Consider the following 12,749-nt stretch of genomic DNA (forward strand, 5'->3'; position numbering starts at 1 on the left):
ATTGTTTAGATTTTAAATATGGGTTGTTGAACTATTTATATGAAAAATAAGTAAAACTGGAAGTTAGGTTAAAAAAGAGAGGGGGAAGGGAATTAAAAAAGATCAAAATGTAAGGCTTGAAAATAAAAACAGCGGCTCGAAGGCCGCTGTCTAAACTTCATTTATTCACGATTAGTCTTGCTGAATACCTGCAACCACCCAGTCCTGATTTGAACCTGCTGGTTTGGTGAAATGCCAGATTTCTGCGAACGGTTGCGGCAAGCTGTTTAAGTCTTCGCTTACCGTACCTGTAAAGCGTACGCTGACAATATACTGGCCATTGTCAGTCGATGAGTCGACGACCATCGCATTCAGATTTGAAAACTCGGCAACATCCTGATCCTGATTGCTCATGATGTCGTTATACATTGATTGATAAAGTTCAGGAGTCAGATAACGCTGAATTTCAGAAATGTTGCTTGCTGTATTCATGGACTGAATATGGTTAAAACGCTGACGCGCTACACGCAAGAATGCTGCAGGTTCAGTACCATCCGGTAACTGGCTGCCACTTTGGGTATAAGCTGCACCAAAAGGCGCGTTATTTACCGGAGCAGAACCGAACGGAGCATTGTTGCTTGACGTTTGACCACCCACATTCTGACCAAAAATATTGGTACTGTCACCACCGCGAGGTGCAGTCGGTGCCTGACCAAAAGGTGCTGTATTACCAGCACCGCTATTTGGTGCGTATGGGTTAGAAGCTACTTTTTTTTTTGCGCCCATCTTACGGAAAATGAAGAAGGCAACAGCAGCAGCAAGAAGGATCCAGATCCAGCCTGGAATACCACCTTTTTCCTCTTCGGCTTGAGCAGCCTGAGCTTCAGATGCTGCTACACTTTGATCATCCGCCAAGGCATTGGCAGCAACTGCACCAATCGCAGCACCGGCTACACCCGCGGCAACCATGCCGCCGACACCCGGACCGGATTTTTGCTGGGTTGCAGCACCGGCAACTGGCGCTTGTTGAGCAGGCGCAGCTTGACGAGGTTGTTGATAAGATTGAGTAGGTTGTGCAGAACGTTGCATGCCGTGACTTTTACCGCCACCGGCACGTTTTGCTTCAGCTGCAAAAGGCGCAACCAATAAAACTGCTGTCAAGATACCTGTGATCAAACCGCGCTGTCGAACTTCCATTCATTTTTCCTATGAGAATAAAACCTGTTTGTACAGTCTATTTATATAGGCTTTGTGTGGAATTTCAATCAAAAATCTGTATTTTTTTGCTCTTTATACGAAATGAGCCGGTTTACAGTTAATTGAGTTCATCACTCAGCGCCATTGCCTCGCTCAAGGCTTCATGTAAACGCGCAACTGCAATAATTTGCACGCCCTCGATGGATTTTTGCGGTGCATTGCCGCGAGGGACAATAATGTATTTAAAACCATGTTTAATCGCTTCTTTCAGCCGTTCCTGACCGTTCGGCACAGGGCGAATCTCTCCAGACAGTCCGACTTCCCCAAAAACCGCCAGCTGTTGCGGTAAGGCTTTGCCACGAATGCTGGAAGCGCAGGCGAGAAGTACCGCCAGATCCGAACCTGTTTCGGTAATTTTCAATCCACCGACAATATTGACATAAACATCCTGGCCGGAGGTTTGCACACCACCATGCCGATGCATGACTGCAAGGAGCATATTTAGACGGTTCTGATCCAAACCAAGCGCTACGCGTCTTGGTTGGCCATGTGCATCATCGACCAGTGCCTGAACCTCAACCAGTAGCGGGCGCGTACCTTCGCGGCTGATCATTACAATCGAACCGGGAATCGCTTCATCATAACGGCTTAAAAAGATGGCTGAAGGATTGGAAACTTCGCGCAGACCTTTATCGGTCATGCCGAACACACCGAGCTCATTGACCGCACCAAAACGGTTTTTGACCGCTCGGATCATCCGGTAACGTGAATCCGACTGGCCTTCAAAATACAGCACACAGTCCACCATATGTTCCAGTACACGTGGGCCGGCCAGTGCGCCTTCTTTGGTTACATGACCGACCAGAAACAAAGACGTGCCACTATTTTTGGCAAAACGGGTCAACAAGGCCGCTGATTCACGAATTTGTGAGACACCACCTGGTGCAGATTGCAGGGTTTCGGTGTACAGGGTTTGGATCGAGTCCAGGATTGCCACCGCAGGACGTTGCTGGGCCAGTACTTCACAAATACGTTCGACGCAGGTTTCTGCCATGACTTTGAGCTGGTCGGTCGGCAGATCCAGACGCTGGGCACGTAAAGCCACCTGAGACAAGGATTCCTCACCGGTCACATACAGGGCCGGATTTTTGGCAGATGCCATGTGTGTGGCTGTTTGTAGCAAAATGGTGGATTTACCAATCCCGGGATCACCGCCGATCAGGACCACCGACCCGGTTACCAGTCCGCCACCCAAGACCCGGTCAAATTCGCTGATACCCGTTGGTAGACGGGTTTCATGAGAGACTGAGACCTGATTTAAAGTCGTGATGCTGGACGCCTGGCCTGCATATCCACCACCGATTTTTGGCTGGGCGCGATGCGTCACTGCCGGTGCAATGGTCACCTCAACCAGGCTGTTCCATTCCCCGCATTCAGAACACTGCCCCGACCATTTTGGATGATCGGCACCACACTGTTCACAACGATACACACTTTTTGCTTTAGCCATATTTGAAGATGTAGCGATTGAAATTGAGTGACAGCATAGCGGTGAATGCTATAGAAAACCAAGCCTTTCACCTGAAAAATCATGGTTTTTACGACAAGGCTTGTCGTTTTTATTTATGCTGATTTGAATGCTATGCGTCAACGCCGTCTATAATGCCCATCTTGTTATGCTGGAATGGAACAGATCTTGTCACAATTGCTGAAACATATTGATGCGATCGCACGTGAAAAAAACCGTGATGTGCTGTTTGTGCATTTTGATCATTATGTACATCCAGATCGGGACACAAACTCGGTTCGCCAAATGTTGATCGGCTGGCTAGAGCAACAGGGCATTGTCTATATGCCGTGTTTAGGTGTGGATCAAACCGTCCATAGTGAAATCTACCTGGGTGGTCTTTATCTGGATGTACCTTTTGATTTGCATCATAAAACCTATCAAAAATTGAGTGGGTATCTGGAAGATGAACAGGGCAATATGAAAATTAAAGGCATTCAGTTTTTTGTTTTATCTTTGGGACTAGCACTGGAGCTTGAATCTGAGTGGGACAAGCTGGCTTGTAGTGGTTTACGTTGCTAAAATTTCATAATGAAAAATGGGAAAACTGAAGTATAAAAAAGCCACGATTTACGTGGCTTTTTTATATGTGAATTGAATATTTACACAACTTATCAATTAATAAAGTTCACCAGATTTACGTCTTGCAATGAAGTCTTTCGACTCTTTGGCAATAACACCAGACAGAAGTAATAAGCCAATCAGGTTTGGAACCGCCATCAGGCCGTTGAAGGTGTCGGCAAATAGCCAGACCAGATCCAGTGTGGCCACACAGCCAATGAAAACTGTAGCAATGTAAATGATACGGTAAGGCAGTACGAATTTTTCACCGAGTAAATAGGTGGCACATTTTTCTCCGTAGTAGCTCCAGCCTAAAATGGTGGAATAGGCGAAGAAAATAATACCGAAAGTGACCACCCAACCACCGACACCCGGCAGCAGTTTGTCGAACACGCCGATAGTCAGTACCGCACCGGTTTGATCTCCGAATGAATTACCGGCCATGATATAACCCATCACCAGGACAATACCGGTAATTGAACAGACAATAATCGTATCAATGAAGGTACCGGTCATGGATACCAAACCTTGACGGGCCGGATGATCGGTTTTTGCCGCTGCGGCAGCAATCGGCGCAGAACCCATGCCGGCTTCGTTGGAGAATACACCACGTGCCACACCATAACGAATCGCCGCACCAATCGCACCGCCCACTGCAGCTTCACCGGTAAATGCATAGGTGAAGATCATTTTTAGTGCCGGCACGACCAGTTCCAGATTATTAAAAATAATAATCAGACCGCCAGCCACATAACCCACCGCCATAATCGGCACGATCACAGAAGAAGCTTTGGAAATCGATTTAATCCCGCCCAAAATCACCAGTGCTGAAAAGGCAGTGATAATGATCCCCGTCATCCAGGTTTCGATGCCCAAGCTGTTTTCAACCGCCAGTGCTACAGTATTCGACTGTACTGAACTGCCGATTCCAAAAGAAGCCAGTGTCCCGAACAAGGCAAAAATCAGTGCCAGCCATTTCCATTTCAGACCACGCTCGATGTAGTACATCGGACCACCCGACATTTCACCTTTTTCATTTTTGACTCGGTATTTGACTGCCAGAACACCTTCGCCATATTTGGTGGCCATACCAAACAGGGCGGTCATCCACATCCAGAACACGGCGCCCGGACCCCCGAGGACACATGCAGTGGCTACGCCGGCAATATTACCGGTACCAATCGTGGCAGAGAGTGCGGTCATGAGTGAAGCGAATTGGGAAATGTCCCCTGAGTGGTCAGGATGCTTGCCAAAGACCTGTTTGAAGGCTAGGGGCAACATGCGGAACTGCCAGAACAATAAACGGAAGGTGAGGAAGATCCCGGTACCAACAATCAGTACCAGCATATAAGGGCCCCACACCCAGCCGCTTAAAGTTTCCATTAAACTTTGTAAATTTTGCATAAAATTCTTCTTATTGATCCATGTCTGTGTAGTTCGAGGTATTGATTAAAAAGCAATTGCTATGCCAGATGCATTCATCCTGAATGCATAAATTGGCTGAATAGTGTTCTATTTTTTACACAGTTTTAAAAATTTGACAAGAAATTACTGGAATATCGCAGGTCAAAAATAAAGCAGAAATGTAACTGTAGAGCGATATAAGAAAAATAAATTAACTTCTTCAATTAATCAGGAAATACAAATGATGCAAATTTTATTTTTGTATTCAGCATTTTTTACGTTAATTTGTCGCGAGTAAAACTCAAAGTTGTAATTAATAATGTCAGAAAAATATAACAATTCGTCGGCAGAGCACGGTGAATTAAAGCGGAGTTTGTCCAATCGGCACCTACAGTTAATTGCCATTGGGGGCGCCATCGGAACTGGCCTGTTTATGGGGTCGGGTAAAACCATCAGTCTCGCAGGTCCTTCGATTCTGGTGATCTATATGATCATCGGTTTTATGGTCTTTCTGGTGATGCGTGCATTGGGTGAACTGTTACTCTCCAACTTGCAATATAAATCTTTTATTGATTTTGCCACGGATTTGATCGGGCCTTGGGCCGGATACTTTGTTGGCTGGACCTACTGGTTGTGCTGGATTACCATCGGGATCGCGGATCTGTCAGCCATTATTTACTATCTGCAATTCTTCAATAATGGCTTGCCCTTTAGCCCTGAAGAAGGCGTCATGATCAGTGTTGCCGCGATTGTGTTTATCATGGGGCTGAATCTGGTCACGGTAAAACTGTTTGGAGAAATGGAATTCTGGTTTGCCCTGGTCAAAATTATCGCTATTGTGGTGCTGATTGCCGTTGGTCTGTGGATGGTATTTACCGGCTTTACCAATGATGCCGGTACGGTCGCATCCTTTAGTCATATCTGGGAGCATGGCGGTTTGTTCCCGACGGGTGCCATGGGCTTCCTGGCCGGTTTCCAGATTGCAATCTTTGCCTTTGTCGGGGTAGAGCTGGTGGGTACTACCGCGGCTGAAACTAAAGATCCGGAAAAGAACCTGCCAAAAGCAGTGAACTCTATTCCGATCCGTATCATTATTTTCTATGTTTTGGCACTGCTAATTGTGATGTCAGTAACTCCATGGAACCAGATTGACCCGAATGTCTCGCCGTTTGTAAACCTGTTCAGTCAGGCTGGCATTGCCGCGGCTGCGATCATCATGAACCTGGTGGTATTGTCCTCGGTAATGTCATCGATGAACAGTGGCGTATTCTCGACCAGCCGTATGCTGTTTGGCCTGTCGCGTGAAGAGCAGGCACCGATGGCTTTTGGTCGTCTGAACCGTCGCGCAGTGCCTGCCAATGCCTTGTATTTCTCGGCGGTATGTTTGTTGCTGGGAGCAGCACTCCAGTATTTTGTTCCGGATACAGTTCGGGCCTTTACCTTGGCAACGACTTTATCTACGATTCTGTTTATCTGTGTCTGGATCATCATTATCTGGAGCTATATCGTGTATTACAAAACACGACCAGAGCTGCATGCCAAATCGACCTTTAAATTACCAGGTGGTTTAGTGACCTGTTGGATCGTGATTATCTTCTTCCTGAGCATGATCGTGGTCTTGGCGCTGGAAGAGGATACTCGCCAGGCACTGATGATCAGTCCGATCTGGTTTATCCTGCTAATCATTGGCTATTTTGGTTTCTATAAACAGAAACATAAATAAACCTTATCAATAAAAACGTCAGCGATCTGCTGGCGTTTTTTTTTGTCTAAAGATACTCTCTAGCGTTTAACGCTTGGGTCATGCCGAATGATCGCGTTATACTTCATCGAAACTATTACATTAGGTGGTCAGATGCGCCAAGTCATTTGCTACATCAGTATCTTAGCGACGGGTCTTGCTCTTGCAAGTTGTGGACAGTCAGGTGCTTTGCACTTGCCAAATGATCCGAATTACGACAAGCGTGCCAAGTATCTGTTATACAAAAATACTGAAACTGAGCCTAAAGCGTCCGATGAAGAACGCGAGGCACCCGTGCAACAACAGTTTGCTGCACCTACCGATTCAGACGTTAAAACCACACCATAACGCTTTCACAGAAAGGATACCTTCATGAGTTTCACCCGCATTAATGGGGTATTGCACGCTGAGCAATGTTCATTACAACAGCTCGCGGAGCAATTTGGCACACCACTCTATGTTTATTCTAAAGCCACTTTGGAAAAGCATTTTTTAGATATGGATCGTGCTTTTGATTTTATCGACCATCAAATCTGTTTTGCGGTAAAGTCCAACTCTAATCTTGCGGTATTGAATGTATTGGCCAAACAGGGTGCCGGTTTTGATATTGTGACCGGTGGTGAATTGGCGCGTGTGCTGAAAGCCGGTGGTGATGCATCGAAAATCGTATTTTCGGGCTTGGGTAAATCTGAAGCGGATATCAAAAAAGCGTTGGAAGTCGGCATTGCCTGTTTCAACGTGGAATCTTATGCCGAGCTGGATCGTATCCAGAAGGTTGCGGCTGAATTAAATATCAAAGCGCCGATTTCATTACGTGTGAATCCTGATGTCGATGCCAAAACCCATCCTTATATTTCAACCGGCTTAAAAGAAAATAAATTCGGTATTCCGTCTGATAGCGTGTTTGAAACTTATCAATATGCAGCGTCATTGCCAAATCTGGATGTGGTTGGGATTGACTGCCATATCGGTTCACAGCTGACTGAAACCCAGCCATTTGTGGATGCACTGGATCGTGTCATTGTGATGATCGACCAGTTAAAAGAGCTGGGCATTCACCTCAAACACATCGATATCGGCGGTGGTCTGGGTGTGACGTATAAAGATGAAACCCCGCCGTCGGTTGAAGAATATGCCAATGCGCTACGTCCAGCTTTAGAAAAATTGGGCTTGAAAGTGTATATGGAACCGGGACGTAGTATCTCTGCCAATGCAGGTGTGCTGCTGACTAAAGTGGATCTATTAAAACCAACGAATCACCGTAATTTCGCGATTATTGATGCTGCGATGAATGACCTGATTCGTCCTGCTTTATATGAAGCATGGATGGACATTCAATCTGTTACACCTCGTACCGATGTCGAAACGAAAGAATGGGATGTCGTGGGCGCAATTTGTGAAACTGGTGATTTTCTGGGTAAAGAGCGTGAGCTTGCGATCAAGGAAAATGATGTGCTGGCAGTACTCGGTGCAGGTGCGTATGGTTTTGTGATGAGTTCAAATTACAACAGCCGTGGACGTGCTGCTGAGGTAATGGTCGATGCTGATCAGGCACATTTGATTCGTGAACGTGAGACGATTGAATCACTTTGGGAACGTGAGCGTTTATTGCCTTAAGGATAAATCAGGATGTTATTAGAATTTACCAAGATGCATGGTCTGGGCAATGACTTTATGGTGGTTGATCTGATCAGCCAGCGTGCTTATTTAGACACTTTGACCATTCAGCGTTTGGCCAATCGTAACTTTGGCATTGGTTTTGATCAACTCTTGGTGGTTGAGCCACCCGATGTCCCAAGTGCAGACTTTAAATATCGGATTTTTAATGCCGATGGTTCAGAAGTGGAACAATGTGGCAATGGCGTGCGCTGTTTTGCCAAATTTGTACATGATCGTCAGCTCACCACCAAAACCAAAATCAAGGTACAAACCAAATCTGGTATTGTAGAGCCGGAATTGGGTGCGAATGGTTGGGTACGGGTCAATATGGGTTATCCAAAATTTTTGCCTCAGGAAATTCCATTTGTAGCTGATGCGCCGGAGAGCCTGTATGACATCGATCTTGCTGGCGGTGAAAAGCTGACCATTGATGTGGTCAATATGGGGAATCCACATGCGGTGACAATCGTGCCGGATGTGATTGCTGCCGATGTCGCACGTATTGGTCCACAAGTTGAATCACATGCGCGCTTCCCGGCACGAGTCAATGCTGGCTTTATGCAGATTATTGATGAAAAACATGCACGTTTACGTGTGTACGAGCGTGGTGTAGGCGAGACCTTAGCTTGTGGTACAGGTGCCTGTGCTGCCGCAATTTCAGGTATGCGTCGTGGTCTGCTGTCGAGTAAAGTCGAAGTTGAACTGGCAGGCGGCAAGCTGCAAATTGAGTGGAAAGAAGGTGATGTGGTCTGGATGACTGGACCAACGGCGACCGTATATGAAGGGCGTCTGGATTTACGTTATTTCCAGGGTTAAGCGGTATTACTTTGAAACAAGCCTATCCATGAGATAGGCTTTTTGCTTTCTATTTTATTGATCTAATTCTGCTTGCAGGTCTGCCATCATTTGTTCATACGTGGCTTCAAATATCATTCGATCGCCACCAATGCTGTAGAAACTTGGAATGATAAAAGTCACTAGATTGCTAAATTCAGGGTTGGCATAAAGCATGTCTACAAATACTTCAATTTGATCATCTTGAATGCCAAAGCTTGAGGCAATTTTTTCAAATTCAGGATAGAAGTCTTGGATATTATCTGGATTAAAGCGCTTTTGTAACTCCTTTAATTCATTGGTGAGTTCTTCGACCTGTAGGCTGTTCAAATTAAAAGATGCTGCAATTTTTTCAAATGAATGCATTTTATACTCGCTATGAAATCGTTTTTATGTCATGTTTTTTGGTAAGTGATTTGATATTAGCAAAAGCTGATCAGAATTTATCTTATAAAATGAATTTTAAATGATTGATTTTTTAGATACAAAATATAGATAGATGTAATATTGAGAAAGGTGGATTGGTGTAGGAAGGTTTATATTAATGGATGCAACACAATTATTATCCATCTGGCTAAAAGAACGTGAAATTCAAAACCAGTCCAAACATACCTTGCAAGCCTATGAACGTGATGTCTCGGATTTTTTAGAATTTTGCCAGCATGAACAGCTCAATTTAAATGATGTAGAAGCTACCGATTTACGCCAGTTTCTGGCTGAGAAAGTGGAACAGCATCAGTTAAGTCCCAGCAGTCTGCAACGTATGCTTTCGGCTATTCGCCAGTTTATGAAATGGGCCGAGCAGGCTCAGCATATGGCTTTTAATCCGGCGGATGATTTTCAGTTAAAACGTCAATCGCGTCCTTTGCCCGGCATGGTGGATATTGAAACCATCAACCAGATTATTGATCAGCCTGCGCCTGAAAATGAAATACAACAGCAAATGTGGCTTCGGGATAAAGCGATTTTGGAATTGCTTTATTCCAGTGGGTTGCGTCTGGCAGAACTGCAAAGCCTGAGAATTAAAGATATTGATTTTAATCGGCAATTGTTACGTATTATCGGTAAAGGCAATAAAACCCGGATTGTGCCTTTTGGCTCCAAGGCCAAAGACAGCGTGATGGCCTGGTTGCAAGTCTATCCTTTATGGAATGGTGATTTTGTGCCGGAGGCGAATGTATTTATTACCCAGAAAGGCAATCCGCTTGGTGCACGACAAATTGAAAATCGGGTCAAGTTTCAGGCGCAGCGCGCAGGCGTGAATGTAGATTTACATCCACATTTATTAAGACATTGTTTTGCCAGTCATATGTTGTCGAATAGCCGGGACTTACGTGCGGTGCAGGAAATGCTAGGTCACAGCAATTTAACCACCACGCAAATTTATACCCACGTCGATTTTGACCATCTGGCCCAAATTTATGATCAGGCTCATCCGCGTGCGCAGCATAAAGAAGATTGATCATGTGCCAAGTGTTAAAGAATAAAAATCATGAAAATTGTATTTTTGGCACAAAACTTTCATATATAAACCTTAAAATGGAATTGAACTGAACATTGGCGTTCGAGTAAGCATTTCACTATTGTCTTATTCGTTAAATGCGCCATTTCAGGTATAACAATAACTAGTATCTAATATTTAAAATGAAAATATTGCTGAGCAGCATCTCAGCATTTGACCGATGGGAGGTGACATGGACACACTGGTAATTGCAGATATAGAGCAAAAATATGCACAATTAAGTGAAGCTCAAAAAGAAATGTTTGCAGGTTATGGTCTGCGACAAATCAAGCATTTTGTGGACATTAGCTTACCCAATCTTGAAGCGACTTTACCTGAAGGCGCCATCATTCAAGGCATTAATGCCGATGGGAAAGTTCAGGCCTTTAATGCGGCGACTGGACAATACTATTTATGGATTTCTGACTTACAATGGCAATTGTCGAATCGTGCGACCCAGGCAGTCGATTTAAAAGAAGATGCGATTGCAATTTGGCAAATTTTTGAATTGGCAGACTATGAGCTGGTAGATTTAAGCCATGTACATCGTGATTTTTTAGCACAAGAAACTGAGTAAATTCTGAAGCATCCACATAACATAAAAATAAGATTCAGTCCTGTGATTTGGCTTTGCTCAAGAGGAAAAGGTTGTCTTCTATAGGCAACCTTTTCTTATAGTAGAACTTTCAATCTATGCGCTTGCAGCACATGTTATGGTTTAAGCAAGCATACGATTATGCAAATCTTAAATTAAGAACATAGCGTCGTTGTCTAAAATCAGTTTGCCTATAAATCTTCTAAAGGCAGCTGGAAACTCTGTTTAATAATCTGACTCGGTAAATCTGTTTTGACACTGGTAATACCATTTTTTTTGGTCAGATGGGTCGACTGAAATTTACGGTAACTTTCCAGATCAGGCACCACAACTTTCAACATGGCATCGCTCTCTCCCAAAATAATGTAGCACTCCATCACTTGCGGCAATTCTTTCATCGCCTCAATAAAGGTATCAATGGTTTCGGCATCCTGACCGACCAGCCAGATGCGCGAAAATAAAATCAGCTGAAAACCAATTTTTTGTTGGTCGACAATAGTCGTGTAATTCTGAATGACGCCTGCATCTTCCAGTAATTTTACCCGGCGTAAACAGGACGAAGGTGAAAGTCCGATTTCACGTGCCAGATCATTATTCTGAATACGGCCATTGGCCTGTAAATGTCGAATGATATTTTTATCAATTCGATCAAGTTTTACCCGCACAGACTTGGTGGATATTTTCATAAATTAGAATAATATTCGAAAAATAATACTTATTATAAAATAAATTGAAAGCCAATTTTGTAAAAAATCGCAGATACTTATTTCACTTTCTGGAGTTTGAAAGGAAAAGGAAATGTCTGTATTTGTACTCTTTGCACTGACCGTGCTTCCCCTGATTTTTACGCCTGGACCCGATATGTTATTTATCCTGTCTCAAGTGATGGGTAAAGATGCAAAAGCAGGCATGATGGCAACCTTAGGGGTGTGTTGCGGTTATCTGGTGCATTCTATTCTGGTGGCACTCGGGATTGCGGCTATTATTGTCTCTTTTCCGGTGCTGTTTGAAACGATTCGCTGGCTCGGGATTGCTTATCTGCTGTATCTGGCCTTTGGTTTGCTCAAATCGGTATTCAGTAAAAACGCGCTGAACATTGAGAAAAAGACCTCAGCCAATCCGATTAAAAAAGGTTTTTTTACCGCACTGTTAAATCCGAAAGGCATGTTGATTTATTTTGCGATTTTGCCACAGTTTATTGATAAATCAGCCAATACTGTCAGTCAAGGTTTGATTCTGTCCTTTATTTTTATCAGTCTGATTTTTGTGGTGTATTGTGGCTTAAGTATTTTATTCAGCAAAATCAGCCAGAAAACCCAAATGGATGAACGTAAACAAAAATGGGTGGATGGAACTTCTGGTGGTTTACTGGCACTTGCCGCAAGCTGGCTCATCATTAATTAGGGTGTGTTGACACTTTTAGCTTAAAAAAATAGCGAAGTAGTAAAATCAAATCGCCAAACCCAATTTTACTATTCGCTATGCCTCGTACCATGCTGACAGATCAACACTGGCAAAAGTTGAAAGTTATTCTGCGTAATTTATCCATTCACCACAACTCAAATTTACGCAATTTTATTGAAGCTATTCTCTATAGAATTAGAACAGGCTGTCCGTGGCGAGATATTCCTTGTTGTTTTGGTCATTCAAACTCTATTTTCAAACGTTTTAATCGTTGGTCAAGCAGCGGTAAGTTACTTAGATTATTCAA

14 protein-coding genes are annotated in these 12,749 nt (G+C 44.0%); 9 read left to right on the forward strand and 5 right to left on the reverse strand.

The window, feature by feature from the left end:
* Positions 1-171: 171 nt before the first annotated feature.
* Together MTX11_RS14135 and radA are read right to left on the reverse strand one after the other, a co-directional pair.
* Entirely contained in the window at positions 172-1,176 is a 1,005-nt protein-coding gene (locus tag MTX11_RS14135; protein ID WP_004731819.1) for a Tim44 domain-containing protein, read from the reverse strand.
* Positions 1,177-1,294: 118 nt separating this feature from the next.
* Positions 1,295-2,686: a DNA repair protein RadA gene (gene radA, locus MTX11_RS14140; protein WP_004731817.1), complete on the reverse strand. Its 1,392-nt coding sequence runs from the start codon at positions 2,684-2,686 to the stop codon at positions 1,295-1,297.
* A 174-nt stretch (positions 2,687-2,860) separates the two neighbouring features.
* On the opposite strand from radA, the gene MTX11_RS14145 reads away from it, so the two are divergent.
* A complete protein-coding gene (locus MTX11_RS14145) occupies positions 2,861-3,265 on the forward strand; it encodes a hypothetical protein (protein WP_243475406.1) in 405 nt (134 codons plus the stop codon).
* A 96-nt stretch (positions 3,266-3,361) separates the two neighbouring features.
* On the opposite strand, the gene MTX11_RS14150 is transcribed toward MTX11_RS14145, so the two are convergent.
* Entirely contained in the window at positions 3,362-4,708 is a 1,347-nt protein-coding gene (locus tag MTX11_RS14150) for an alanine/glycine:cation symporter family protein (protein WP_005247668.1), read from the reverse strand.
* Positions 4,709-5,027: 319 nt separating this feature from the next.
* On the opposite strand from MTX11_RS14150, the gene MTX11_RS14155 reads away from it, so the two are divergent.
* The 4 genes from MTX11_RS14155 (at position 5,028) to dapF (ending at position 8,924) form a co-directional block, all read left to right on the forward strand.
* A complete protein-coding gene (locus MTX11_RS14155) occupies positions 5,028-6,431 on the forward strand; it encodes an amino acid permease (protein ID WP_044111423.1) in 1,404 nt (467 codons plus the stop codon).
* A 132-nt stretch (positions 6,432-6,563) separates the two neighbouring features.
* Positions 6,564-6,797 carry an LPS translocon maturation chaperone LptM gene (gene lptM, locus MTX11_RS14160; RefSeq protein WP_005252493.1) on the forward strand — a complete coding sequence of 78 codons (234 nt, stop codon included), beginning with the start codon at positions 6,564-6,566 and terminating at the stop codon, positions 6,795-6,797.
* A gap of 24 nt (positions 6,798-6,821) precedes the next feature.
* The gene (gene lysA / locus MTX11_RS14165; RefSeq protein WP_005247662.1) at positions 6,822-8,066 is read left to right on the forward strand and encodes a diaminopimelate decarboxylase; all 1,245 of its coding nucleotides are present in this window, start codon (positions 6,822-6,824) and stop codon (positions 8,064-8,066) included.
* 12 nt (positions 8,067-8,078) lie between these two features.
* Complete coding sequence (gene dapF, locus MTX11_RS14170; protein WP_004645716.1) at positions 8,079-8,924, forward strand: diaminopimelate epimerase; 846 nt, start codon at positions 8,079-8,081, stop codon at positions 8,922-8,924.
* Positions 8,925-8,978: 54 nt separating this feature from the next.
* Here the strand turns inward: dapF and MTX11_RS14175 are convergent, their stop codons facing one another.
* Entirely contained in the window at positions 8,979-9,308 is a 330-nt protein-coding gene (locus MTX11_RS14175; protein WP_005103900.1) for a hypothetical protein, read from the reverse strand.
* 178 nt (positions 9,309-9,486) lie between these two features.
* Here MTX11_RS14175 and xerA point away from each other — a divergent pair, with 178 nt between their 5' ends.
* A complete protein-coding gene (xerA, locus tag MTX11_RS14180) occupies positions 9,487-10,404 on the forward strand; it encodes a site-specific tyrosine recombinase/integron integrase (RefSeq protein ID WP_243475407.1) in 918 nt (305 codons plus the stop codon).
* A 232-nt stretch (positions 10,405-10,636) separates the two neighbouring features.
* Positions 10,637-11,020: a hypothetical protein gene (locus tag MTX11_RS14185; RefSeq protein ID WP_004731804.1), complete on the forward strand. Its 384-nt coding sequence runs from the start codon at positions 10,637-10,639 to the stop codon at positions 11,018-11,020.
* Between the two features lie 209 nt (positions 11,021-11,229).
* Here the strand turns inward: MTX11_RS14185 and MTX11_RS14190 are convergent, their stop codons facing one another.
* Positions 11,230-11,724, reverse strand: coding sequence for an Lrp/AsnC family transcriptional regulator (locus tag MTX11_RS14190; protein ID WP_004645712.1), 495 nt, complete (start codon positions 11,722-11,724; stop codon positions 11,230-11,232).
* Positions 11,725-11,836: 112 nt separating this feature from the next.
* Between MTX11_RS14190 and MTX11_RS14195 the strand changes: the two genes are divergently transcribed.
* Positions 11,837-12,442 carry a LysE family translocator gene (locus tag MTX11_RS14195; RefSeq protein WP_005252483.1) on the forward strand — a complete coding sequence of 202 codons (606 nt, stop codon included), beginning with the start codon at positions 11,837-11,839 and terminating at the stop codon, positions 12,440-12,442.
* Between the two features lie 77 nt (positions 12,443-12,519).
* The coding region (locus tag MTX11_RS14200) for a transposase (RefSeq protein WP_243474662.1) at positions 12,520-12,749 on the forward strand (230 nt) is incomplete at its 3' end.

Origin of the sequence: Acinetobacter lwoffii (genome assembly GCF_022809915.1) — a bacterium.
Classification (GTDB): domain Bacteria; phylum Pseudomonadota; class Gammaproteobacteria; order Pseudomonadales; family Moraxellaceae; genus Acinetobacter; species Acinetobacter lwoffii_M.